The sequence below is a fragment of the Bacillus cereus group sp. Sample62 genome, assembly GCF_036851315.1.
Taxonomy (GTDB): Bacteria; Bacillota; Bacilli; order Bacillales; family Bacillaceae_G; genus Bacillus_A; species Bacillus_A wiedmannii.
This window is the reverse complement of sequence record NZ_JAFLPK010000001.1, coordinates 1,203,367-1,229,311: the sequence shown is the minus strand read 5'-3', so window position 1 is coordinate 1,229,311 and position 25,945 is coordinate 1,203,367. Positions and strand designations below refer to the sequence as shown.

Here is a 25,945-nt window from a genome sequence, read left to right as displayed (position 1 = left end):
ACTTACCGAGAAATGTTGACAAATTTATTATATAGTAGAAAAAAGCCAATCTTCCGTTACGGAAGATTGGCTTTTTTATTATTGATAAATCTCTTTATATTTCTTATACTCCGCTTCAGAACATAATACGAAATGTCCTGGGCGAATTTCACGCATTGTCGGTGCTTCACTAGCATAATCATGCTGAGATGGATCGTATACGATACGTTTACGATTGCGCTCATAATCTGGATCTGGAAGCGGAATTGCTGATAATAGTGATTTAGTATATGGATGAATTGGATTCGCATATAACTCTTCACTTGTTGTTAGCTCAACGATTTGACCACGGTACATTACGCCGATGCGGTCACTAATGTATTTTACCATTGATAAATCATGGGCAATGAATAAGTATGTTAAACCTTTTTCTTTTTGTAACTTTTTCAGTAAGTTTACAACTTGCGCCTGGATTGATACGTCAAGTGCTGAGATTGGCTCATCAGCAATGATAAATTCAGGTTCTACAGCAAGTGCGCGAGCGATACCGATACGTTGACGTTGTCCACCTGAGAATTCATGCGGGAAACGGTTTGCGTGCTCTTTATTTAAACCAACTGTGATTAATAATTCATGAACACGGTCCATACGCTCTTTTTTGCCTTTTGCTAGTCCGTGAATATCAATACCTTCTGCAATAATATCCCCTACTGTCATACGAGGGTTTAATGATGCATATGGATCTTGGAAAATCATTTGCATTTTACGGTTGAACTTCTTCAGCTCTGCGCGTGATTTTTTACCATGTACATTTTCACCATCGAACAATACTTCACCAGCAGTTGCATCATATAAACGAATAATCGTTCTTCCAGTTGTCGATTTACCACAACCTGATTCTCCTACAAGACCAAATGTTTCTCCGCGGAAAATATCAAATGAAATATCATTAACCGCTTTGACAACACCACCACTCACGTCGAAGTGCTGCTTTACATTTTTTACTTCAATTAATTTCTCACGTTGTTTAGTCATGTTGTTCACCTGCTTTCATTTGAAGAATACGTTTTTCAACAACTGCCGGCGGTTTTACTTCTGGAGCTTGCTCGTGAAGTAACCAAGTTGCCGCATAGTGTGTATCACTTACTTTAAATAAAGGTGGGTCCATTTCAAAATCAATTTTCAGTGCCTGTGGGTTACGTGGTGCAAAAGCATCTCCCTTTGGCGGCTTCAATAAATCTGGAGGCGTTCCAGGGATTGCATATAATTCTTCTTCTGAACCATCTAAACTTGGCATAGATGCGATTAAGCCCCAAGTATACGGATGTTTTGGATTGTAGAAAATTTCATCAACCGTTCCAATTTCAACAACTTTACCAGCGTACATAACTGCTACGCGGTCCGCAACGTTTGCCACTACACCTAAGTCATGCGTAATGAAAATGATTGCCGCTTCTGTTTTTTGCTGAATGTCTTTCATAAGCTCTAAAATTTGCGCCTGAATTGTAACGTCTAGCGCTGTTGTCGGCTCATCGGCAATTAATAATTTCGGGTTACAAGCTAACGCCATCGCAATAACTACACGCTGTCTCATACCACCTGAGAATTGGTGAGGATATTGTTTTAAACGCGCTTCTGGATTCGGAATACCTACAAGGTCGATTAATTCTAACGCAACTTTACGTGCGTCTGCTTTACTCATCCCTTGGTGTTTAATAAGACCTTCCATAATTTGATTCCCAATTGTCATCGTTGGGTTTAATGATGTCATAGGATCTTGGAAAATCATCGCGATATCTTTACCGCGCACTTGTTGCATTTCTTTTTCTGTTAATTTCGTTAAGTCACGACCTTCAAATACGATTTCACCGTTTTTAATACGTCCTGGAGGATTCGGAATTAATCCCATTAACGCTTTAGAAGTAACTGATTTACCAGAACCAGATTCTCCTACAATCGCTAATGTTTCTCCTTTTTTCAAATCAAAAGTAACACCGCGTACAGCTTGTACTTCACCTGCATGTGTATCAAAGGAGACTTGCAAATCTTTTACCTCTAGCAATGTTTTCATTTTTACTTCTCCCCTCTTTTACTTACGCATTTTTGGATCTAACGCGTCGCGTAATCCGTCTGCCATTAAGTTGAATGCTAAGATTAACATACTGATGACAACCGCTGGGATGAACATCATATGTGGATACGTTTGAATTGATTTATAACCATCGTTTACAAGAGAACCAAGTGATGCGAATGGTGGCTGAATACCTAAACCGATGAAGCTTAAGAACGCCTCACCAAACACTGCTGTTGGAATTGTAAACATTGTCATTACGATAATTGGTCCCATTACGTTCGGGATTAAGTGTTTTACAATTAACTGTGTATTTGTTGCACCTAATGTACGAGATGCTAATACGTATTCTTGATTTTTTAATTTCAGGATTTGTCCACGAACGATACGCGACATCCCTATCCAACCTGTAATCGCCATTGCGAGTGTAATTGACCATATACCAGATCCCATAATGATTACCATTAAAATAACGATGATTAAGTATGGAATACCGTTAATAATCTCCATAATACGTTGCATAATATTATCTACTCTACCGCCATAGAACGCTGAAATACCTCCATAAGCAACCCCAATTACTAAGTCAATTGCTGCTGCTAAAAGAGCGATATATAATGATACGCGCGTACCTTCCCATGTTCTTGTCCATAAATCGCGTCCAAGATCATCTGTACCGAACCAGAAATACTCTTTAATATCACGTTTTTCATATTGGTCAACACCATATTGATCTGTACCGTCAAATGGTAGCCAATGAACATTTTCAATAACAGGAATTTTCGGTGGTAATTTCGCACGACCTAAATCTTGCTCTTTATAAGAATGCTTACTTACCATCGGTCCTAAAACTGCTAGTAATATAATAAGCGCTAATAAAACGAAACCGAACATTGCTCCTTTATGTTGGAACAAACGTCTTCTTACATCTTGCCAAAACGTTAAGCTTGGACGGGCAATGACTTCATTATCAACATTATTTTGATTGGCTTGTTGAAATAAATCTGGAGATAATTTTTGTACATCTTTCATCATTTTTTCCCTCCCGCTAAACGAATACGAGGATCAATAATTCCGTATAAAATATCGACAATGAAAATAACTAAGATGAAAATCGCACTATAGAAAATTGTAGTTCCCATAATAACTGTATAGTCATTCACTGTAATAGATTTAACGAACTGTTCCCCTAGTCCTGGTACAGCATAAATTTGCTCAATAACTAATGTCCCTGTAATTAAACCTGCAACCATTGGTCCTAAAATTGTTACTACTGGAATTAACGCGTTACGAAGTGCGTGTTTAATAATGATAACGCCTTGGCTAATTCCTTTCGCTTTTGCTGTTAAAATGTAATCAGCTTGCATAACTTCAATTAACTCTGCACGAGCAAAACGTGCGATTGTTGCGATAACTGCCATCGATAAAGCGATTGTAGGCATTACGGTAAACTCTGGCCCTTTCCAGAATGCTACTGGGAACCACCCCAGTTTTACCCCTACGAAATATTGTAGTAATGCGGCGAATACGAACGATGGTACCGACATCCCGAGTACGGAAATAATTGTCGCCCCATAATCGACCCACGTATTGTTACGAAGTGCTGCAACGATTCCTAAAATTAAACCGATAAATGTTCCTAATATAATCGCTTGTAAACCAAGTTGTGCTGATGGTCCAATACGATCCACAATCATATCTGTTACTGGACGGTTATCATATTGGAATGATACCCCTAAATCACCTTTTGCTAAGTTACCTAAGTAACGTGCATATTGAACTGGTACTGGATCATTTAAACCATATTTTTCAAGAATGATTTCTTTTTGTGCCGGTGATAGTTTCTCCTGGTTTTTAAGCGGAGAACCCGGAAGTAATTTCATCAAAAAGAAAGTCAGTGTAGTAATTAAAAATAATGTCAAAGCCATGTACACGAAACGTTTTAATACATAACGTCCCATAGTCAAGCACCTCCCCGTTTTTCTCAAAAGCAATAAGATAGTTTAAAATATTCTTACTTTTATTTTTTTAAAATAAGAGCATATGCCCATCATAGGCATATACCCTTATTCATGATGGAAACCATTTTTATTTTTTTAGTTCAACCCACTTATAGCTAAATTCTCCGCCATATTTATGTTCTAATAGGCCAGTAATTGAGCCACGTTGTAAATAAGCTTTTCCTGGTTGATATACTGGAGCAATCGCTGCATCTTCAAGTAGTTGTTTTTCTGCTTGTAATAATGCATCCCAGCGAGCTTGTACATCAACTTCTGTTTTCGCTTTTTTAATTAAATCATCATACGCTGCATTTGCATAATTTACTTTGTTTTGCGCATTACCTGTCGTATACATTTCAAGGAATGACATTGGATCCATATAATCTGGACTCCATCCCGCGTATGACATTGCGTAATCTCCACTTGCTTCAAGTTTTAATTTTTGTGCAAATGGCTGCATTTTTGTTGAAACTGTTAAACCTGGTAAGTTCTTTTCAAATTGGCCTTTTAAATACTCTCCGATTTTTTTAGCATCATCAGTATCAAAGTTTAATAGCTCTAACTCTACTTTGTCTACACCAAGTTCTTTTTTACCAGCTTCCCAGTATTTTTGAGCTTCTTTAATATCCTCTTTTATAAGCTTTCCGTTTTCTTCACGGAAGTCTTTTCCATTCGGACCTTTTGCTAAGCCTTTCGGAACAAAACCATATATCCCCTCTGAACCATCGTTTAAGATAACTTTCCCGATATTTTCACGCTCAAAGGACATTGCAATTGCTTTTCGGATATTTTTATTTGCTAAAAATTTATTCTTTTCATTTAAGCGAATAAATTGTGTAGATGGTCTCTTAATCGTTTTAAAGTCAGCATCTGATTTGTATTTATCTACAAACTCTGATGTTAATACGACACGATCAATCGCTTTCGTTTCATATAAATTTATAGCAGTTGAACGATCCTTAACAATATTGAAGTTTATTTCCTCAAGTTTTACTTCTTTATTTTCCCAATACGTTGGATTTTTCTTAAGTTGGAAACTTTGTTCATGCTTCCATTCATTTAATACGAATGGACCATTATAAAGTGTCGTATTGGATTCTAATCCAAATTTGGCTCCTTGTTCTGTTACAAACTTCTCATTCAAAGGATACAATGTTGGATAGACTGTTAAACTTACAAAATAAGGAACAGGGTTATCTAATTCCACTTCAAGTGTATGATCATCAATTGCCTTTACACCAAGTTCTTCAACTGGTAATTCTTTTTTGTTAACTTTCTCCGCATTTTTAACATCAAATAGTATGTAAGCAAACTTGGCACCCGTGTTTGAATCTACAGCTCTTCGCCAAGAATAAACGAAGTCTTTCGCTGTTACAGGTTCACCATTAGACCATTTCGCATCTTCACGTAACTTAAATACATACTTTTTGCCATCCTCTGATTTCTCATAAGATTTAGCGACACCTGGAACAAGCTTATCGTCTTTCCCAAGACGATATAATCCTTCCATTGTGTTATTCATGATGTTAGAAGATGTTGCATCTGTTGATAACGTCGTATCCATAGTTGGGATTTCAGCTGTCTCGGTTAGATTTAACACTTGCTTGTTTGAGGATTTTTCTTTTGCGCCTGCTTTATTATCCTCTTTTTGGTAACTACAAGCTCCTAACATACTGACAGTCAACGTCGATGCAAGTAATAACGGTATCTTTTTCTTCATGTTGTGTTGCCTCCCCTAATTGCACTTCCTGTACCCTCACTTGTAAAAATGTAGAATTGAAAGAATAATCTCCAAGTTTCTACAATTTTCATTATACATATAATATAACAATTGTGAATATAGTTTTTTGTTTTTTTGTTAAAATTTTTAATAAAATGTTTATTTTTTTATTTTTTTGTAAAGGGATACGTTAACATTGCTACCATCATCTTGAAATCAGACCTTTAATTGCGTATAATTTTCAAAAAATTAATTCTAGTACATATTATAGCTTTTATAGTATAATAATTCTAGTAATATTTTGACGGAGGGGAACATTTTGAATAAAGTTTTTTTTCATACTTGTATACTAATTTTCATAGCGATAATCGCTTCTAGTATTGGCGCATTCCTCGTTTCATCGCAATTTTTGTTGAATTTTGTCAACATATCGTTTTATGTCGCACTATTTTTTATTCTTATAGGCGGTTTTTTATTCATATTCCAAAATGGATTTTTTAACGTAACAATTTACGCCTTCCAAAGAGTATTTGGTACGAACAAAAAAATTGAGTCTTTAATTGAAGAAGTAGAGGAACCTGCCGATAAGAAAGAACGTATTTATAAAACATATTCATTCAAATGGACGTATCCAATTTGCATTACCGGTATCGTTCTTGGGTTGTTCTCGACCCTCATTAGTTTTACTATTTTGATGTAGTTTGCAAACACTATCCCATATGATATAATAATCAGCAAAACATTTTGTTATAAAACTTTAGTTCTTTCATATTAAAAGAGCTTAGGTAACAATAAATAAATTTATATGTATGCGATGATAAAGAAGAGTACATATTGAGGCAATTTCAGAGAGCTTGTGGCTGGTGTGAACAAGTAATTGCGCAGTATGGAATGGGCTTTTGAGCACCAAACCGAACCGAAAGTAGTAGGCTTTGGCGTTATATCCAAACGTTATTATGGATTAGAGAGATTTCACAGTAGTGAAATAATTAGGGTGGTACCGCGGTCCATTCGTCCCTATAGTTTTTGGGATGAATGGGCTTTTTTGTTTGCCTTCTCTTCCCCATCACGCATTCAAATTTAGGAGGAATTACTTATGTCAGTTATCTTTTCTGGTATTCAGCCGAGTGGAACGATTACACTTGGAAACTATTTAGGAGCTATGAAGCAATTTACAGAGCTTCAAAATGAACACGACTGTTATTTCTGTATTGTAAACCAACATGCGATTACAGTACCTCAAGATCCCGTACAACTTCGTAAAAACATTCGCAGTCTTGCTGCACTTTATGTAGCATGCGGCATCGATCCAGAAAAAGCTACTTTATTTGTACAATCAGAAGTACCAGCACACGCTCAACTAGGATGGATTATGCAATCAGTTGCTTACGTTGGAGAATTAGAGCGTATGACGCAATATAAAGATAAATCTTCTGGTAGAGATTCAGTTCCAGCTGGATTGCTAACGTATCCACCATTAATGGCTGCTGATATTTTACTTTACAACACTGAAATCGTACCTGTTGGTGATGATCAAAAACAACATATGGAATTAACACGCGACCTAGCAGAGCGTTTCAACAAACGCTTCCGTGAAGTGTTCACTGTTCCTGAAATTCGTATTCCAAAAGTAGGAGCTCGCGTTATGTCATTAACAGAACCTACGAAAAAAATGAGTAAATCTGATCCGAACCCAAAAGCAATGATCAGTATGCTTGATGAACCAAAAACAATTGAAAAGAAAATTAAAAGTGCTGTAACTGATTCTGAAGGAATCGTGAAATTTGATAAAGAAAACAAACCTGGCATCTCTAACTTATTAACAATCTACTCTTCATTCTCTGGAAAAACAGTTGAAGAAATCGAAGCAATGTACGAAGGAAAAGGATACGGAGACTTCAAAGGCGACCTAGCACAAGTAGTCGTAGAAGCAATTCGTCCAATCCAAGACAAATATAACGAACTAATCAACTCACCAGAACTAGACGAAATTCTAGACAAAGGTGCAGAAAAAGCAAACCGCGTTGCATTCAAACAACTACGCAAAGTAGAAAACGCAATGGGATTAAGTAGAAAACGTAGGTAACTTATAAAGCGAAGGGCTAGGCGCCGGAGCTGGATTTCTTATAAAGCGGAAGCGGCTCACTTAGAATGTGAGGGGAATGGCGCTTTTTGCCTCGCAGGAAGGCGCGAAGCCACCGAATATTCTTGCCGCTGAAGCTAAGTTACAACAAATTAAAAAACCGCCAATTGGCGGTTTTTTAATTTACCTTTTGCTCGTTTTCCATTTCCCATAACTTTTCAAAAAATGGCTGTCCTTTTACGAGACGCTCACATAATTGTTCGTGCTTCTCAGACCAGCCTGTTTTCGCTTCATCATACAGTTTAGCCCAAATATCTTCAAATTCCATATGTTGAACCATTCCGTATGCTGATGGATCCCACTCTGTGAACCAATAGCGAATTTCTGCTGTATTTTTCGTTGTATGTAATTGATCTAACGCCATAAATAATAATTGTTTAAGCTGTCTTTCTTTACGAGTTAAGCCATTCATAATGAAAGGTGATGGTGATAAAATATGATGTTCTTTTTCCATTTCTTCTACTTGGAACTCATACTTTTCTGCTTGTACGTTTTCTACCATCTCATATACCATCTGCTCTTGGCGCGGTATAAGTCTGCTCTTTCGAATTGGTACATTGTAACCAATTGTGTCAATCGCAATAATTCCTTTTCCATCTGTAACAACAAAGCAATACTCTTGCTGCAAACGTTCATGATTTTTACGAATATATGCCTTATGATGTACGTCTTCCAACAATTTTTGCGGAAGCTCTAACAATTCGTCCTCGATGTAATGATATAATGTGGCATCTACTTTTAATAATGGCACTTGATCTAATAGCTCAATCGTATCATCTTTCCGCCATTCGTAAAAATTACAAACGTTATACCCATTCTCTTCACCTTCAAACCAATTTACCCATACATCATGTAGATATAACATTCACTACCCCTCACTTCACTACTGTTTGTATCAATCATTATGTTCAATTTTTCTTAACTTTATTCCACCTAAGGAAATATATTCTAATTATTATTTTTTCTTCTATTAATACTAAAAAAAACAGGAAATAGAGCTCCTGTTTTTTATATATGAAATGTATTTGCTTTATTCAATATTTCTTTTGCATCTATAGATAATAAAGAAAGTGTATCTTCTCCTTCCAATGTTACACAATCTTTGACAATATGAAATCCAAGCGCATAGCCAAGCATCTTTGGGTAAGAGTGAAATCCATTTAATAAGATGTCGTGCTCCCTTGTTCCTCGTTTTATACTTATTCTTTCATGTACAACCGTTTTCCAATAATAAATAGCCTCTTCTTTTGAAAGATACATCGTCCACGGTGCATTGTTTTTTTCTGAATATCTTTCCGTTACTGCTTGCTCAGCTAACCCTTCCATAATCATCGTATCAAGTAATGTATATTCTGTTTCTTTCGTCTCAATTTGATGTAACCTGCATATGTGGTGATATTCATGCGCCAATAACACCTTTAATTCTTCCACCGAATTCCGTCCACATACGAATAAGAAAATAACGTGACGCATAGATAATCCAGCCCTACCGTTATACTCCTCTTGTACAGTTCGATTATATGAATCTGATAATAAAATAAAGACAGGGACATCCGGACCTTTTAACCAATTTTTTAGTTTCTCATACTCCATACGTAACTCTTTCCAAATTCCCTTCTTCTCTAACTCTTTAATTTCCTGTTCTCCTCGCATAACCGGGCGATACATACCTTTAGAAATTAAAAAGCGATACAATCTTTCTTTTGGCAGCGGGATATACTTCGTAAACTTCTCACACAGCTTTTCTGGCCGTCCATAATATAGATGTAACCACTCAGCAGTTTCAACAATCCCCATCTTTATCCCTCCTTTTTCTTATGTATATGCAAAAGGAGAAAAAGGCGTAAAAATAAATAAAGAGTTTTTTCGTAATATGCTACGAAAAAACTCTTTATCTCATCTATTATTTATACGATTTAAATACTAATACTGCGTTATGACCACCGAATCCTAGTGAGTTACTTAATACTGCATTTACTTCTTGTTGTCTCGCTTTATTCGGTACGTAATCTAAGTCACATTCTGGATCTGGTGTTTCATAGTTAATTGTTGGAGGGATTACTCCGTCTGTAATTGATTTAATTGAGAAGATCGCTTCAACAGCACCAGCTGCTCCTAATAAGTGACCTGTCATTGATTTCGTTGAGCTAATTGCTACTTTGTACGCATGCTCACCGAACGTTTCTTTAATTGCCATCGTTTCATACTTTTCATTCGCATCCGTACTTGTACCGTGCGCATTAATGTAATCAATATCTTCTGGCTGTAGACCTGCATCTGCTAAAGCTTGACGCATTGCACGCACGCCGCCTTCACCGCCAGGAGCCGGCATTGTAATATGGAATGCATCACCAGTTGCACCGTAACCAGCGATTTCCGCATAAATGTGAGCACCACGAGCTAATGCGTGCTCTAATTCTTCAAGAATTAAAATACCTGAACCTTCACCCATTACGAAACCGCTACGGTTTTTATCAAATGGACGGCAAGCTGTTGCTGGATCTTCATTAAATGTTAATGCTTTCGCTGAACTAAATCCGGCAAATGCCATACTTGTTAACGGCGCTTCTGCTCCGCCTGTTATCATTGCATCAGCATCACCGCGTTGAATTGCTTTAAATGCATCACCAATTGAGTTTGCACCAGATGCACAAGCCGTTACAGAACAAGTGTTAATTCCTTTTGCTCCTGTTGCGATCGATACTTGACCTGCTGCCATATCTGGGATCATCATCGGTACGAAGAATGGGCTCACGCGGCGCGGGCCTTTCTCAGTAAAAATCTTAAATTGTTCTTCGTATGTTTCCATACCGCCAATTCCAGAACCAATCCATACACCAATTCGAGGTCCGTTTTCTTCTGTAATTTCAAGCTTTGCATCTGCAACTGCCATTTTCGCTGCTGCTACTGCATATTGTGTAAAGCGATCCATACGGCGCGCTTCTTTTTTATCAATATATTTCTCGACTTCAAAGTCGTTAATTTCTGCTGCTACTTTTGCTGGAAATAGTTCCGGATCAATTCTTGTAAGTCGTCCGATTCCAGATACACCCTTTTTAATGTTTTCCCACGCTGTTTCAACATCTGTTCCAATCGGTGTAACAGCTCCTAGTCCTGTAATTACGACCCTCTTTTTCTCCATACAAAATACACTCCTTTTTTTCTCTCAGTCCTTATTTACCCCAACGAAGAGCAACTGCTCCCCATGTTAATCCGCCGCCGAAACCAACAAGTATAATTAAATCACCATCTTGAATACGTCCATTTTGCAATTCCTCTACCATTGCAATTGGAATTGAAGAAGCTGATGTATTACCAAATTTTTCAATTGTCATACTCATTTTTTCTTGTGGTAAATTTAATCTCTCTCTTGCAGATTCCATAATACGAATATTCGCTTGATGCGGTACTAAAAAGTCCACATCCTCTTTCGTAAGTCCCGCTTTTTCTAACACGCGAAGACAGGAATCACCAAGTTGGCGAACAGCAAATTTAAAGACTTCTCTGCCGTTCATCATAACATACTCGTCTTGATAAAGATGCTTACCGCCGCTTCCGTCTGCTCCTAATTCGAAAGATAGAACGCCTCTTCCTTCTGAAACAGCCCCCATTACGATAGCACCGGCTCCGTCTCCAAATAGTACTGCTGTATTTCGATCATTCCAGTCTACAATTTTAGATAGTTTATCACTACCAACTACTAATACATTTTTATAAGTTCCCGTTTGAATAAATTGCTGCGCTGTAATCATTCCGTACATAAAACCAGCACACGCTGCACTTAAATCCATTGCGGCTGCGTGTTTTGCGCCAATGGCTTCTTGAATGACACAAGCTACTGCTGGGAATGCGCGATCTGGTGTTACCGTTGCCACTAAAATCAGATCGATATCCTCTCCGCTAATCCCGGCATCTTCAAGTGCTTTTTTAGAAGCCTCTACCGCCATATATGAAGTATCTATTGTATCATCGGCAATGCGTCTTTCTGCAATTCCCGTTCTCGTACGAATCCATTCATCAGATGTATCTACGATTTTCTCTAAATCGTGATTTGTGACTACTTTTTCTGGCACATATCTTCCGATCCCTAAAATGCCCACGTTCACATCGCAGCCCTCCGTTTTATATCAATTATTATGACTTGGTACTAATTTTAAAACATAAATGTATTTTTGTCTAGAATATATTTCAGCTAAAACATAAATCCAGCATTATTCACTTTATTGTTTATTAAAAGAAACAGAAACATACCTTTCTCTGTTTCTTTCGAAATATAAAAAGGCCCGAACCGCTTCTGTCCACGATTCGAGCCTCTCTTCCATCTAAAAAGATGTTTTTTATTCTTTTTCTGCTTTCCCAAGCTCATATGCTTCGTTCATAACTTTCATCAATAACTCTAATACTGGTTGTGCTTTCTCCATATCAAGCGCAATTCCATTCGAATCTAAGATGGCCTTTGCTTCTGGTAAATGCTTCATTGCGATTTGTAAAAATTGCATGCTTTTTTCGTTCATATTACGTTCTTCCTCTCCGTAAAAACTTTCATTTCACAATCATACAATAGTGTAACACGTACACTACCCTTCGTATAACTCTTTATATTTTTTCATATGTGCCAATTGTTTATTTAAACCGTATTCTAACGGAGTATTTCTTTTTATCGAAATAACCTCGACAGCATCATTTCGTTCTTCCTCATTCTTTTTATTCACTTTATCCGCTGCACGTAAAAGGTTCATACCTTTTTTCCATAACGACTTTTTACCACTAAGTAAATTGTATATGCCGAGATGCTCCTCTTTCATTCCATTTTCCCATAAGTATTCACATACATCTTCCACGTACAATAGATCACTTCCGTTTTCCTCACTCGCATAATGGCACTCTTTCTCATCCAGTTCTGATAAAATGAGCTGATGATACATCATAAAAGATGGTTGCCATGGCCCATATAATGTAGGAACTCGAAATACACTATATGGTGCCTCTCCTTTTTTCAATCCTTCTTCCACTTTCGAAAATAAACGTTTATTTTCAGATTCATCTGTGTTTTCTACTTCAATAGAAGAAATTAGATTTAACTTCACTTTCTGTTCTGCACACAGTCTTATAATCCGCTTTAAATACTGTAATATAACTCTTTCATTCCGAAAACCACTTTGTTGATTTGGCTCATATAAGCAAAAGTAAACCGTATCGAACTTCTCTCCTTCTACTGATCTCCATCCATCTTCATCTCTTATCGAATAATACGTAAATAACGCATTTCGCCCAATTAACAATAACTTCTCCTCATTAATTTTTGTCATATTCTCGAATTCATCAAAATCAAGACCGTACACTTCTACTTCTTCTGCAATCATTTTATTCACAAGGTGATAACCTACAAACGTAAGTGCACCTATAATTAGCACGCGCTCCATACCACCAACCCTTTCTCCTTGAAACAAATAGCTCCTCATTTATGTATATGGGAGCTTCACAATTCTTCTTCATATTTTTTAAAGAAATCAGTCGTTTGCCTAACCATTTTATATTTCACATCTTGCAGATGGAATAAGACAGAAGTATCGCATTGATTGAATTGCCTCATTTTCTCATATTTACGTAACAACTGTTTTCTTCCTCTTTTTTCTTGTGTTGATACGAAAACTTTAACAGGTACACAAGACGGAAGAAGCGTAAATGATTTCTTATTTATTTTGGATTCTAATTCTTCTTCTTTGGAATCATACGCCAAACTTAATTCCTTCACGAGTCTCTTGTAAAAAAACTTATGCTCTTTTTCAAACTCCACATATTCTGGTAAATCTAAACACGGATTTAACATAATGACAGAGCGTATACATTCAGGGTATTTGTTCATCATTTCAAGTGCTACAAGTGCACCCATACCATCTGCCATAATGTGCATTTTCGCATTTAATGTCTCTTTTCTCAAAACAACGTCATATAAACGTTTTGCTAGACGAACAGATTGGTCGTTTCCCCAATGTCTTCCGTATAAATTAGAGGAAAAGACCGTGTAGCCTTCCTCAATAAGGCCATGTAAAAAATAAGATCTTCCTGCATGCTGTGTCCATAAACTTGTACCATTCTCAATAAAGTAGTTATAATCACCGAGAAGCATAACAGAAAATCCATTTGGCTTCTCCGGTAAATAAATGACACATGGTTCTTTTTCTAAATAAAAAAAACGTTCCGTAATACTCATTTTTCCCCCGCCTTATTTTCTAAACGTATAAAAGTACTCTTCTATAATGTATGAACGGAATGCAAATTTGCGTTGAAAAATCTACAAATATTTTTCTATATTCTTTTTTCAATTGTGTTACAATAAGGACAGATTGAACGAATAGAGGTGTAAAATATGCGTTTCATTTGGGCATTAATTTGGTCGTTCGCACTTGTACATATGATGAGCTACGTAATCGGCTCTATGACTGGCGGTACATACGATTTTAACCAAGCGTCTATTTTCTCAGTTGTTCTTGCGGTATTAGTACTAGCAATTTCAGCTACAATTCCAAACGAGCCAGTAGAACAACACTAAAAAAAGAGTCCGGATTTTATCCGAACTCTTTTTTTATTTTACTTTACATGAACGACTAATTCGTTATTTTCTACATCAACAACTACGTGACTGTTATCAGTAATCGTTCCTGCAATTAATTCTCGTGCTAATTTCGTCTCAACTTGACGCTGTACATATCGTTTTAATGGACGAGCTCCGTACATCGGATCAAAGCCAGCTTCTACAACAAACTCTCTCGCTGCGTCTGTTAATTCTACCGTAATATGACGGTCAGCTAAACGACCTTGTAATTCTTTTACAATTTTATCAACAATACCTTTAATTTCATTCGTTGTAAGAGGTTTGAATAAAATAATTTCATCGACACGGTTTAAAAACTCTGGTCGGAAATGTCCTCTTAATTGCCCCATTACAAGTTCTCTTGATTCCTCTTTAATTGAGCCATCTGCTTCTAATCCATCTAACAAATGAGCAGATCCTATATTTGAAGTCATAATAATAACCGTGTTTTTAAAGTCTACTGTACGTCCTTGAGAATCTGTAATGCGTCCATCATCTAACATTTGTAATAAAATGTTGAATACTTCTGGATGTGCTTTTTCGATTTCGTCTAACAAAATAACTGAATACGGTTTACGTCTTACCGCTTCTGTTAATTGACCGCCCTCTTCATATCCAACATATCCAGGAGGCGCACCAATTAAGCGTGACACAGCGTGTTTCTCCATATACTCAGACATGTCGATACGAATCATTTGCTCTTCACTGTCAAATAACGTTTGTGCTAATGTTTTTGCAAGCTCAGTTTTACCAACACCTGTAGGTCCTAAGAAAATAAATGAACCAATTGGACGATTTGGATCTTTAATACCAGCTCGCGCACGAAGAACTGCGTCTGATACAAGGCTTACCGCTTCTTCTTGACCGATAACACGCTCTGATAAAATTTGCTCTAAGCCTAGCAATTTCTCGCGTTCACCTTCAACGAGTTTTGCGACAGGAATGCCAGTCCAGCGTGAAACAATATCAGCAATCTCTTCTTCACTTACTTCCTCACGTAACAAACGATTTTCCTGTTTATTATGTGCGCCCATTTCTTCTGCTTCTTTTAACTCTTTTTCAATTGCAGGAATTTTTCCGTGACGAAGTTCCGCTGCTTTATTTAAATCGTAATTACCTTCTGCTTCTTCTAATTCACGGCGCAGTCGCTCTAAATGTTCACGTAAGTCACGAACTTTGTGAATATCTTCTTTTTCTTTCTCCCATTTCGCTCTCATACCACTTGCAACTTCTTTTAAATCCGATAATTCACGTTGCAACGTTTTCAGGCGTTCTTGGCTACCAAAGTCCTTCTCTTTTCCAAGAGCCGCTTCTTCAATTTCTAGCTGCATAATGCGGCGCGTTACCTCATCTAATTCTGTCGGCATAGAATCAATTTCTGTACGAATCGTTGCACACGCTTCGTCAACAAGATCGATCGCTTTATCAGGTAAGAAGCGATCCGAAATATATCGATCTGATAAAACTGACGCTGCTACAATCGCGCGGTCATGAATATTTACACCATGATAAATTTCAAAGCGCTCTTTTAAACCACGTAAAATGGAAATTGTATCTTCAACAGTTGGTTCTTCTGCTAATACTTGTTGGAAACGTCTTTCTAGCGCTGGATCTTTCTCAATATATTTACGATATTCATCGAGCGTTGTCGCCCCGATACAATGCAGTTCACCACGCGCAAGCATCGGTTTTAACATATTTCCTGCGTCCATCGCACCTTCTGTTTTACCAGCGCCGACGATTGTGTGCAGTTCATCGATGAATAATAAAATGCGGCCTTCACTCTTTTTAATTTCATTTAATACAGCTTGCAGACGCTCTTCAAACTCACCACGGAATTTCGCTCCAGCTACAAGCGCACTCATATCTAATGCGAAGATTGTTCTATCTTTTAATCCTTCTGGTACATCCTTCTTCACAATACGCTGTGCTAATCCTTCAACGATTGCTGTTTTACCAACACCCGGTTCACCAATTAAAACCGGGTTGTTTTTCGTTTTACGTGAAAGAATGCGGATTACACGTCGAATTTCACTATCGCGACCGATAACAGGATCAATTTTCCCTGCTCTCACTTCCGCCACTAAATCACGACCATATTTTTCTAACGCTTCATAAGTTGCTTCTGGATTTTGACTAGTCACTCTTTGATTCCCCCGAACTGTCATTAAAGACTGTAATAAGTTATCTTTCGTAATGTGAAATCTTGTAAGTAATTGATTTATATCGCCTTTTTCTTCTGAAAAAGCAAGCAATACATGTTCAACTGAAATGTAGTCATCTTGCAATTTCTCTGCTTCTTTTCCTGCTCTTACAAGTAGTTGTTGCAGAGCACCTGTTATATATAATTTTCCTACTTCTGCACCGCTTCCCGTTACAGAAGGTTTTTTCTTAATTAAACTTTCGGCGCCTTGCTTTAACGCTTCTATATCGACATTCATTTTTTGAAAAATACGCACCGCTAGCCCATCTTGCTCTTCTAATAATGTAAACAAGAGATGAACAGTATCTACTTCTTGATGATGATGAGATACCGCTAAAGATTGGGCACTCATAATCGCCTCTTGTGTTTTTGTTGTCATTTGATTTAAGTCCATCTTTACAGTCCTCCAAATGTTTGACTTTCTTTGACCTTTGATTTGATTATACGCCAACTGACTTTTTTATACAATAATTTTGCTTATGTATTTTCAAACTTATTATTGGAAAAAGAAAAAGGGAACATTCATTATACAATTGAAAAATATACGGTAAGTGAAATTGTAATGTGTAACGACAAAAAAGCCGCAATAATGATTGCGGCCTCTGTTACGGTTTTCTTTTATATGTCCACTGACGATTATGATTCGTGTTATCTGGAAACTTTTCACCGGCAGTTAATGTCACCATTTGCGGATCTTTTACCATACTTCCTGTTTCACCAATTTCTACGTAAATGCCATCATTTGGCGCTTTTTGTCCAGAACGAAACCTGCGATTTTGTCCCATTTCCATTCTCCTTCCATGACGTCTTTGCCTCATTAGTATATCCATTTTAAAAGAAAGCTTTTCTGTCATGTTTAGGAAACAAGTACTACATTTCGTTCTTGTACATATACATGAATGACACAAGCATAGGAAGGGATTTCTTTCCTATTTGTAGAAAAAAAAGAAACCAACCTACTATAGGCCAGCTTCAAAGGAGAGTCAAACATATACGAGAAGATTACATGTTCATTATAAGCCTCCTCATACGAGCAATGTAACCCTTTTCACAATTTGTACATAATGAAAGAAACATTGTTTGAACTTTCTAAAAAGATGTTGACTTTTCTTAATTTCCAGCGAGAAATAGTAGACACCATAGCACTTTGCGACGTAAGATGGATATATAGTGAACTTTCCATCTTTGGTGTTCTCACCCAGTTTAACCTCTTATTTCTGCATATTAAAAACGGAAATATAGATAGAAACAAAAAATTATTATAAGAGGTGAAATTATGAATAAACAGCATTTAATCGCATTAGACTTAGACGGCACTTTATTGACAGACAACAAAATAATTTCCACTCGAACAAAACATACAATTGCAAAAGCAAAGGAACAAGGACATATTGTCGTTATTTCAACAGGACGTCCATTCCGTGCTAGTTTTGATTACTATAAAGAACTTGGTCTTAACACACCAATCGTAAACTTTAATGGCGCTTACGTACATCATCCTCTTGATTCAAAATGGGGAACACATCACTCTCCTCTTGAGCTAGCAACAGCGCAAGAAATTGTCCGAGCTTGCTTTGATTTTGGCGTGAAAAATATATACGCTGAAGTAATGGACGATGTGTATGTTCGTGAAATTGATGAAGATAAAAAACATATTTTCGAATTCGGTTCTCCAAAGATTTTTACAGGAGACTTATTAAATATTTTAAACGATCATCCAACTTGCTTATTAATTGACGCACATGACGAGCATTCCAGTGCAATTCGTCAACATTTAACTGATATGCATGCTGAAGTAATCGACCATAGAAAATGGGGCGCACCTTGGCCGATTATTGAAATCGTAAAAAGCGGGTTAAATAAAGCTGTCGGATTACAAAAAATTTCTAGTCATTACAACATTCCACAAGAGCGAATTATCGCTTTCGGTGATGAAGATAACGACTTTGAAATGATTGAATTTGCTGGTCACGGCATCGCAATGGGTAATGCAATTCCTGAATTAAAATCACTCGCAAATCATACGACATTAACGAATGAAGAAGATGGTATTGCGCTATATTTAGAAGAGATTCTTGGGTTGTAATCTAAAAATTCCCTGCTTATAGTTTCTCGCCAAACGCTCATACTATTATTAGACGCAAAAGTCAGCGCGTCGATTGTTTTCAGCTAAATAAAGGGGGTTTTTCGAATGGGTAAAAAGAACAAATCAAAACGTTTTATCCAACAAGGAGCCGATGCTGTTATGAAGCATGATGCAAGATTCCCGTACAGAGGTACATTAGCTGAGGCAGAAAAAGCGAGAAGTAACTCTTCTTTTGGAGGGGTTTAAATGGGGAACTTACTATTCCAACAAGCTAGAGATGCCGTTACAAATGCCGTATCTTGTTCAAGCGGTACTGAGCAACAAGATCTCGTATATAGGGCAAAAAATGCTTTGCACTCTGCTTATGCAAACTCTTCAACAGCTGAAAAAGTTCAGCTACGCGAAATGCAAGAGCAGTTGCAAAACATTACGAATTTACATTAAAAAAGAGGACCAGCTTTGGTCCTCTTTAATCTTTTCGAAACAAGCCAAACACCCCAACTGTCTGTAATACGTTTGTAAATGCACTTGGGTCCACTTGCCTAATAACCCTTTCTAATTCATATAACTCATAACGCGTAATAACAATCATTAACATTTCCTTATTTTCATTTGTATAAGCGCCTGTTGCTGGTATAGTTGTAATCCCCCTCACTAAGCGTGAATGAATCGCCTTTCGTACATCTGTCCCATTCTTCGTAACGATTAATGCTGTAATCTTCACATGACGTGTATGAATTGCATCGATAATTCGCGTTGACACATACAAAGTCACCAAAGTATATAATGCTTTTTCCCATCCATACACATAGCCAGCTGCAATAATGATAAGTGCATTAAAGAAGAAAAAATACGTACCGACAGGCTTATCTTTAATCTTTGATAAAATCATGGCGATAATATCTAAACCACCTGTAGAAGCCCCCCACTTCAACGCAATCCCTACCCCAATTGCTGAAATAATCCCACCAAAAATCGCATTTAATATAATATCGTTCGAAACCGCTCTAACCGGGATGATTTCTAGAAACAAAGTCATAAATATGACGCAAAGAAAACTAAAAAAAGTAAAGGCCTTTCCAACCTTTTTCCATGCTAAAATAACGACGGGAATATTAAACAAACTAAACAATACCCCCGTTGATATGTGAATAGATAAAAAGTCCCCTAATATTTGTGATAACAATTGAGACAATCCAGCAAAGCCACTCGCGTACACTTTCGCTGGCGTTAAAAATAAATTCATTCCAATCGCGTTTAACAAACCTGCGACAATTACAACGATTAACTTCTTTATAAGTTCGGTATAATTCAACTTCAAATCCATTTCTAATCCACCTTTATTATTCATGAATGCACTGCTATACATAGTCTTTACGAAAAAGGAAATGATAAACGTACAACGTGTAGAAATGGAGTTGATACATATGCCACATACGAGTGATAACGACAAAAAAGCACGCGATAATAATGCAAAGCGTACGCAAAAAAATGAGCAAGAACAAAAAAATATTCAGCAAGGTAAGCGTTCCTATTCTAAAAAGACCGATCACCTTTGATTCCATCGTACATCAACAATATTGTTGATGTACTTTTTTTACATTTTACAGGGAAAAAACATTAAAAATTCACTTCATGTTCACTTCTATATTCTACAATAGCGATAACATATTCGGATGAGGTGTTAGCATGAGAGGGAAACACATTTTCATTATTACTGCACTAATAAGTATATTAATGCTAGCTGCTTGTGGACAAAAAAACAACTCGGCTACAGTCGCTACAGCAACAGACTCAACCATTACGAAGAGCGACTTCGAAAAGCAGTTGAAAGATCGTTACGGAAAAGACATGCTATACGAAATGATGGCACAAGACGTTATCACGAAAAAATATAAAGTATCTGACGATGATGTAGATAAAGAAGTACAAAAAGCGAAAAATCAATATGGAGATCAATTCACAGCAGTACTCGAAAACAATCGTTTAAAAGATGAAGCTGATTTCAAAAATCAAATTAAGTTCAAACTTGCTATGAATGAAGCAATTAAGAAAAGTGTTACAGACAAAGACGTGAAAGACCACTATAAACCAGAAATTAAAGCGAGTCATATTTTAGTAAGTGACGAAAATGAAGCGAAAGAAATAAAGAAAGAATTAGATGCTGGCGCTTCATTTGAAGAATTAGCAAAACAAGAATCGCAAGATCTACTATCAAAAGATAAAGGTGGAGACCTTGGATACTTCAATTCAGGCAGAATGGCGCCTGAATTTGAAACAGCTGCCTATAAACTAAAAGTCGGACAAATTAGCAATCCCGTTAAATCACCAAACGGTTATCATATTATTAAATTAACTGATAAAAAAGACTTACAGCCTTACGATGAAGTGAAAGACTCCATCCGTAAAAACTTAGAAGCAGAGCGTATTGCCGACCCTACATTCAGTCATAAGTTAATACAAAAGGAATTAAAAAAGGCAAATATTAAAATAAATGATAGTGACTTGGAAGATACGTTTACTCCTGCGCATGAGCAAGGGAATTAAAAAAGCACCGCCTTATTTTTACAGCAAAATAAGGCGGTGCTTTTTATTTAATTTACTTCTTAAAATACGTCCAGCCTTCTTCTTGATAAACCTTTTCTTCTTTCATCAACTTACCAAGCGCACGCTTAAAGGCAGCTTTACTCATGTTGAATCGTTCTTTAATGTCTTCTGGATTGCTCTTATCCCAAAACGGCATTGCTCCGCCTCGTTCTTCCATATATGCATAAACTACAGCAGCATCATCTTCCATTCCTTCTTCTTTACGAGGAAGAAGTGAAATGTTAATTGTACCGTCATCTTTCACATCAATAATACGGCCCGTTACACGTTCACCGATGCGGACTTGTTCTTTTCTTTCAGTATGGTGTAAGAAAGCACGGAAATGCTCATCAGTTAGTATGAATGAACCAACTTGAAGTGAACGATATACACGTCCATTTACGTTTTTATTACGCATAGATGGCGTCGCATCTACGATAATTTCTTGCATATCACTGTCTCTTGCGGGAAGAGCGATAAGGCGATCACGATTCGTTAATTTTAACGTACAATATAATTCGTCTCCAACCTCTGGCCATACTGGCATATAAATCGGGAACTCATCAGCGGGGATTAGTATATCTTTTGATACACCAATATTAACAAACACACCTAAACTAGGAATAACTTCTACAACCTTTACCCAATTCCAATCAAAAGTTGTAATAAGTGGCTCCTTCATTGTTGCTGAAACACGATTTTGATGATCAAGGTATAAGAATACATCAATCGTATCGCCTTCTTCAATTTCTCCAACTAATTCGTTTTTATGTAGGAAAATTTCTTCCTCTTCATTCCCAACCATATATCCGATTTCCGTTTCGCGTAAAACAGTTACCTGTTCAATCGCTCCTAATTGTAAATACATATTTTTTAATTCCCTTCTATATATATAAAATTAACTTTTTTATCTTTTTATCATTCCAAACAAAAGTTAATTATAACACGATTTTCCCTTTATTTGTCCAACTGCCCAAAATTCACTATAATAAAATGAGGTTACATAAATATAAGTATGAAAACACTTAAGTCCAGACTCGTTTTCAGCTATACTTTAGTATGTACAGTACATAAAAAGATTAGAAATTTATTTGGAGGTGCTAACTATGGCAAAAGATAGTTCTTTTGACATCGTTTCGAAAGTAGAATTACCTGAAGTAACAAACGCAATTAACATCGCATTAAAGGAAATCCAAAACCGATATGACTTTAAAGGAAGTAAAAGTGATATTAAATTAGAAAAAGAAGTACTAGTTTTAACTTCTGACGATGAGTTCAAATTAGACCAAGTAAAAGACGTTCTAATTGCTAAACTTGTAAAACGTAACGTTCCAATTAAAAACTTGGATTACGGAAAAGTTGAAGCTGCGACTGGTAACACTGTTCGCCAACGCGCAACACTTCAACAAGGTATCGATAAAGATAACGCGAAAAAAATTAACAACATCATTAAAGAAATGAAATTAAAAGTAAAAACACAAGTACAAGATGACCAAGTACGTGTTACAGCGAAAAGCCGTGATGACTTACAAGCAGTCATCGCAGCAGTTCGTAGCGCTGACTTACCGATTGACGTACAATTTATTAACTACCGCTAAAAAGAAAAACATCCTCTGTGTAGAGGGTGTTTTTTTTAGCTTGTAGAGAAAATATTACAAAGTCTAAGCTTACGAGCAATCAGATATTTAGAATGGGTATTTAATTATTATGCATAAATGAAGAAGGTCCTTTTAATAATCGGCGCAAAAACCTCCCTCCCCACTCAAATGTAACAAATTATGAGTATAAGAATATTTTCCACCCTTTCATGTAATGTAAAATTAGTAAGGAATTTATTTTTTTGAAAAAATGTTAATTAAAAAAGAGTTAGAAGTGGTTATTTGAAGAAATTAATACTATGTTTTTTATTAACTACATTCTGTCTATATATTGCAGGGTGTTCTAATAATATAACTACACCCGGGGATACTCCTAAAACTTCAACACCTGCGAAGTGCAAATACATCAACAAAGCTTGGTATAAGAAACCTATAAAATGTAATAATTGATGATATAAGTTATAAAAAAGACACCATAAGGTGCCTTTTTTATAGAAATTAATAAGATATTCATCAGAAATTATGAGTCATTTTTTATTTTGATTTTCAAAATATTTTTCTTTAACTATTTTGATCAGATTTTCTTTTTCTGTTAGTTCAAAGATAAATAATGCTTTTTTCATGTTATCAGCTACATCTTCTTCATTATATTGTTTCAGCTTTAGTAAATTCCAACCTTTCCCATAATATAATTCACCTAATAAATATAACGTGTTTAGATTAATAGCTAATTTGATACCCATATCATTGTATTTTATTGCCTCTTCATGTTGATTTGCATGACCTAAAATTTTCGCTAAATTAAAAATGATTTTTAATTTAATCTCTTTATCTCTAGGAAAATCTAACTTATTAAAATTTGTTAAACATCTTCTTAATATAGTAATACTCTTTTCATATTCTTTATTTGCCCCATGAAATATAGCCATCGACTGCATAATATCTATTTCTCTTTCTGATAAAAAATCAACATTCGTTACAGTTAGTTTTAATGCACTATTTAAAAGATTCAAAGCAGTTTTTATTGATTTATTTACATGAAATATAGCAATTGCTTCATGCCATATTAGAAATTGTTTATCTTCTTTTAACTGGAAATTACTTTCGTTTTTCTCTTGTTTCACTATTTCGTACAGTTCATTATATTGTTTTTGCTTTGTACAATCTCTCATTACATATTTTACATTTTCTACATATTTTAGTTTTTTGTTTTGAGTTAGTGCGAAAATATTATTTGGATCAATACCAAGTCTTTCAGATAATTGATATAACAATATGCTAGATGGATAAATCATACCTTTTTCTATTTTGCTAATTTGACTTTGTGAACATATTCCATGACACAATTCAGATTGTGATATATTCTTTTTCATTCTAAGTTCTTTAATGGTAATACCCAAATCGTAAAATTCCATTTTTCCTCCTCAAATATAGCCCACAATGAGTAACAGAACATTTTCCACCCTTTAATGTAATGTAAAATTAGTATAGTTGCAATTATTGTTTGTTCTAAAGGTCTGTTCACTTCTTTGCTCAGCTGCATTTCGAGGCGATAGTCTTACTTCACACAAAAAAACAGGCTAGGGAGAAAGTATCCCTCCTTAGCCTGTCCCCTCTCAGCAGAAGAGTTTTCGTACTTATTAAGAACACACATCCATTACTTATTTCCGTCTCTTTTTAACAACAATTAAAAACGCAATAAATAATACATTCACACCGACTATTAAGGAGATAAATAACCAATTCACACCTGTTTCTCCGTTAACTTTATACACATTTGATTCTTCGCGCTTTAAAACAAGATAAAACTTTCCGTTTTCTTCTCTTATAATTTCATCTTCTAACAATCCTCTTAACTCTTGTTTTTCACCAATCGCACTTACAGGCAAAGCAATTTTTTGTGTTTCTTTCGTATTATTAATCGCTACTAATGTTACTTCATCTTTATACTTTCGTTTTAGTATACTCATTCCATCTTTATCGTATAAAAGCTCAAACGTTCCATGTCGTAGAGATGCTCTCGCTTGTCTAAGCTCACCGAGTTTCGTTATGTGCTGCATAAATTTTTCATCTGATTTGAAATCCATTAATCGTCTATTATCCGGAGTATCCCCTCCATCTAATGCAATTTCAGTCCCGTAATAAACATTCGGAATACCTGGTGATGTTAATAAATATGTAAGGGCTAGTTTCAAACGAGATGGCGGATAATTCATATTCTCTTTTGCAATACGAGCAAACCTTTTTGTATCTTGATTATCTAAAAATGTAACGGATTCCCCTTCTTTTTTACTCACATCATATAAAGATTTCACCGATACACCCACTTTGGAAAACGATTCTACTATTTTTTCATTATATTCACTATCTTCTTTTGTCATAATACGAAAATCTTTCTTTATCGCTTGCATATCTTTTTGCACGTCATCCCAGAAAGAACGCGACTTTTTTTCACTATGCATCACATAAATTCCATCTAAATCAACTTCTTTGATCCACCATTTCATCGCGTCGATGACTTGTTTTTCGTTTTCCCCAAGTGGAAATTGAAGTACAACTTTCATTCCTTTTGCGTGCGCTTCTTGTACAAGTTCTTTCACATCATTTTCTGTTCCGAAATGTTCATTTACCTTTTGAAAATTACGCACGTCTAACCCATCGTACTTTCCACTTTCAAAAAGCGGTGAAAGCATAACAGCGGTAAAGCCCATTTCTTTTATGTAATCCAGTCTTTTTATAATCCCTCTTATATCTCCGCCCTGATATCCTTCTAAATTGCCAACTTCTAACTGTTTGTCATTTTTCGGTTCTCCATTATTGAAGCGATCAATCATAATGGAATATACGACTTCGTCTCGCCACTCTCTTTTTTCATCTGCAAACGTATGTATTGGCACAAACAAAACGACAGCTAAACAAAAACAAATAAATAGTTTCCTAGTCCGTATTTTCCTCACACGCATC

The 25,945-nt window shown here is 36.1% G+C and carries 27 protein-coding genes and 1 other annotated feature; of the genes, 9 read left to right on the top strand and 18 right to left on the bottom strand.

Going from position 1 to position 25,945, the window contains the following annotated elements; translation table 11 throughout:
- Positions 1-78: 78 nt before the first annotated feature.
- The 5 genes from J0835_RS06135 to J0835_RS06115 form a co-directional block, all read right to left on the bottom strand.
- Positions 79-1,014 (bottom strand): ABC transporter ATP-binding protein, encoded by a 936-nt coding sequence (locus J0835_RS06135; RefSeq protein ID WP_048559565.1) that lies wholly within the window; start codon positions 1,012-1,014, stop codon positions 79-81.
- The gene (locus tag J0835_RS06130) at positions 1,007-2,050 is read right to left on the bottom strand and encodes an ABC transporter ATP-binding protein (protein ID WP_000854346.1); all 1,044 of its coding nucleotides are present in this window, start codon (positions 2,048-2,050) and stop codon (positions 1,007-1,009) included. The genes J0835_RS06135 and J0835_RS06130 overlap by 8 nt, the downstream gene beginning before the upstream one ends.
- Before the next feature lie 18 nt (positions 2,051-2,068).
- Positions 2,069-3,085, bottom strand: coding sequence for an oligopeptide ABC transporter permease (gene opp3C, locus J0835_RS06125; protein ID WP_000974097.1), 1,017 nt, complete (start codon positions 3,083-3,085; stop codon positions 2,069-2,071).
- Positions 3,082-4,011 (bottom strand): oligopeptide ABC transporter permease, encoded by a 930-nt coding sequence (gene opp3b / locus J0835_RS06120; protein WP_000534165.1) that lies wholly within the window; start codon positions 4,009-4,011, stop codon positions 3,082-3,084. Before opp3b ends, opp3C begins: the two co-directional genes overlap by 4 nt.
- A 127-nt stretch (positions 4,012-4,138) precedes the next feature.
- On the bottom strand, positions 4,139-5,770 hold the full coding sequence (locus J0835_RS06115) for a peptide ABC transporter substrate-binding protein (protein ID WP_087979786.1): 1,632 nt from the start codon (positions 5,768-5,770) through the stop codon (positions 4,139-4,141).
- Positions 5,771-6,089: 319 nt separating this feature from the next.
- Here J0835_RS06115 and J0835_RS06110 point away from each other — a divergent pair, with 319 nt between their 5' ends.
- Entirely contained in the window at positions 6,090-6,470 is a 381-nt protein-coding gene (locus tag J0835_RS06110; protein ID WP_087979785.1) for a DUF3899 domain-containing protein, read from the top strand.
- 105 nt (positions 6,471-6,575) lie between these two features.
- Positions 6,576-6,792 (top strand) — a binding site (T-box leader).
- A 74-nt stretch (positions 6,793-6,866) separates the two neighbouring features.
- A complete protein-coding gene (gene trpS, locus J0835_RS06105; protein ID WP_000110999.1) occupies positions 6,867-7,856 on the top strand; it encodes a tryptophan--tRNA ligase in 990 nt (329 codons plus the stop codon).
- A gap of 175 nt (positions 7,857-8,031) precedes the next feature.
- Here trpS and J0835_RS06100 read toward each other — a convergent pair whose 3' ends face one another.
- The 7 genes from J0835_RS06100 to J0835_RS06070 all read right to left on the bottom strand — a co-directional run bounded on the left by J0835_RS06100 (position 8,032) and on the right by J0835_RS06070 (position 14,127).
- Positions 8,032-8,778 carry a YjbA family protein gene (locus tag J0835_RS06100; protein WP_087979784.1) on the bottom strand — a complete coding sequence of 249 codons (747 nt, stop codon included), beginning with the start codon at positions 8,776-8,778 and terminating at the stop codon, positions 8,032-8,034.
- Positions 8,779-8,921: 143 nt separating this feature from the next.
- The gene (locus J0835_RS06095) at positions 8,922-9,710 is read right to left on the bottom strand and encodes a DUF2268 domain-containing protein (protein ID WP_087979783.1); all 789 of its coding nucleotides are present in this window, start codon (positions 9,708-9,710) and stop codon (positions 8,922-8,924) included.
- 106 nt (positions 9,711-9,816) lie between these two features.
- On the bottom strand, positions 9,817-11,055 hold the full coding sequence (fabF, locus tag J0835_RS06090) for a beta-ketoacyl-ACP synthase II (RefSeq protein ID WP_000412643.1): 1,239 nt from the start codon (positions 11,053-11,055) through the stop codon (positions 9,817-9,819).
- Positions 11,056-11,086: 31 nt separating this feature from the next.
- The gene (fabH, locus tag J0835_RS06085; RefSeq protein ID WP_001100551.1) at positions 11,087-12,019 is read right to left on the bottom strand and encodes a beta-ketoacyl-ACP synthase III; all 933 of its coding nucleotides are present in this window, start codon (positions 12,017-12,019) and stop codon (positions 11,087-11,089) included.
- 231 nt (positions 12,020-12,250) lie between these two features.
- Positions 12,251-12,427 (bottom strand): ComZ family protein, encoded by a 177-nt coding sequence (locus tag J0835_RS06080; RefSeq protein ID WP_048559636.1) that lies wholly within the window; start codon positions 12,425-12,427, stop codon positions 12,251-12,253.
- 63 nt (positions 12,428-12,490) lie between these two features.
- Positions 12,491-13,363: an NAD-dependent epimerase/dehydratase family protein gene (locus tag J0835_RS06075; protein WP_140386698.1), complete on the bottom strand. Its 873-nt coding sequence runs from the start codon at positions 13,361-13,363 to the stop codon at positions 12,491-12,493.
- 29 nt (positions 13,364-13,392) lie between these two features.
- Positions 13,393-14,127, bottom strand: coding sequence for a hydrolase (locus tag J0835_RS06070; RefSeq protein WP_048545174.1), 735 nt, complete (start codon positions 14,125-14,127; stop codon positions 13,393-13,395).
- A gap of 156 nt (positions 14,128-14,283) precedes the next feature.
- On the opposite strand from J0835_RS06070, the gene J0835_RS06065 reads away from it, so the two are divergent.
- A complete protein-coding gene (locus J0835_RS06065) occupies positions 14,284-14,466 on the top strand; it encodes a YjzD family protein (protein WP_001211113.1) in 183 nt (60 codons plus the stop codon).
- Between the two features lie 38 nt (positions 14,467-14,504).
- Here J0835_RS06065 and clpB read toward each other — a convergent pair whose 3' ends face one another.
- Entirely contained in the window at positions 14,505-17,105 is a 2,601-nt protein-coding gene (clpB, locus tag J0835_RS06060) for an ATP-dependent chaperone ClpB (RefSeq protein ID WP_087979781.1), read from the bottom strand.
- Positions 17,106-17,316: 211 nt separating this feature from the next.
- A complete protein-coding gene (locus J0835_RS06055) occupies positions 17,317-17,496 on the bottom strand; it encodes a YjzC family protein (protein WP_087979780.1) in 180 nt (59 codons plus the stop codon).
- A 491-nt stretch (positions 17,497-17,987) separates the two neighbouring features.
- Between J0835_RS06055 and J0835_RS06050 the strand changes: the two genes are divergently transcribed.
- From J0835_RS06050 to J0835_RS06040, 3 genes are all read left to right on the top strand, one after another.
- Positions 17,988-18,797 carry a Cof-type HAD-IIB family hydrolase gene (locus J0835_RS06050; protein ID WP_087979779.1) on the top strand — a complete coding sequence of 270 codons (810 nt, stop codon included), beginning with the start codon at positions 17,988-17,990 and terminating at the stop codon, positions 18,795-18,797.
- Positions 18,798-18,902: 105 nt separating this feature from the next.
- On the top strand, positions 18,903-19,043 hold the full coding sequence (locus tag J0835_RS06045) for a hypothetical protein (protein ID WP_000516816.1): 141 nt from the start codon (positions 18,903-18,905) through the stop codon (positions 19,041-19,043).
- Positions 19,044-19,241 carry a DUF3813 domain-containing protein gene (locus J0835_RS06040; protein ID WP_087979778.1) on the top strand — a complete coding sequence of 66 codons (198 nt, stop codon included), beginning with the start codon at positions 19,044-19,046 and terminating at the stop codon, positions 19,239-19,241. It abuts the gene before it with no gap.
- A 25-nt stretch (positions 19,242-19,266) separates the two neighbouring features.
- Here the strand turns inward: J0835_RS06040 and J0835_RS06035 are convergent, their stop codons facing one another.
- Positions 19,267-20,124 (bottom strand): YitT family protein, encoded by an 858-nt coding sequence (locus J0835_RS06035; protein WP_087979777.1) that lies wholly within the window; start codon positions 20,122-20,124, stop codon positions 19,267-19,269.
- 100 nt (positions 20,125-20,224) lie between these two features.
- Between J0835_RS06035 and J0835_RS06030 the strand changes: the two genes are divergently transcribed.
- Together J0835_RS06030 and prsA are read left to right on the top strand one after the other, a co-directional pair.
- Complete coding sequence (locus tag J0835_RS06030) at positions 20,225-20,356, top strand: DUF3941 domain-containing protein (protein WP_001120852.1); 132 nt, start codon at positions 20,225-20,227, stop codon at positions 20,354-20,356.
- Between the two features lie 130 nt (positions 20,357-20,486).
- Positions 20,487-21,344: a peptidylprolyl isomerase PrsA gene (gene prsA / locus J0835_RS06025; RefSeq protein WP_087979776.1), complete on the top strand. Its 858-nt coding sequence runs from the start codon at positions 20,487-20,489 to the stop codon at positions 21,342-21,344.
- Positions 21,345-21,396: 52 nt separating this feature from the next.
- Here the strand turns inward: prsA and J0835_RS06020 are convergent, their stop codons facing one another.
- On the bottom strand, positions 21,397-22,251 hold the full coding sequence (locus J0835_RS06020) for a CvfB family protein (RefSeq protein WP_087979775.1): 855 nt from the start codon (positions 22,249-22,251) through the stop codon (positions 21,397-21,399).
- Between the two features lie 238 nt (positions 22,252-22,489).
- On the opposite strand from J0835_RS06020, the gene J0835_RS06015 reads away from it, so the two are divergent.
- Entirely contained in the window at positions 22,490-22,981 is a 492-nt protein-coding gene (locus tag J0835_RS06015; RefSeq protein WP_073517555.1) for a YajQ family cyclic di-GMP-binding protein, read from the top strand.
- A 527-nt stretch (positions 22,982-23,508) separates the two neighbouring features.
- Here J0835_RS06015 and J0835_RS06010 read toward each other — a convergent pair.
- Entirely contained in the window at positions 23,509-24,396 is an 888-nt protein-coding gene (locus J0835_RS06010) for a helix-turn-helix domain-containing protein (protein WP_087979774.1), read from the bottom strand.
- Positions 24,397-24,642: 246 nt separating this feature from the next.
- Positions 24,643-25,944, bottom strand: coding sequence for an alpha-amylase family glycosyl hydrolase (locus J0835_RS06005; RefSeq protein WP_087979773.1), 1,302 nt, complete (start codon positions 25,942-25,944; stop codon positions 24,643-24,645).
- Position 25,945 lies beyond the last annotated feature (1 nt).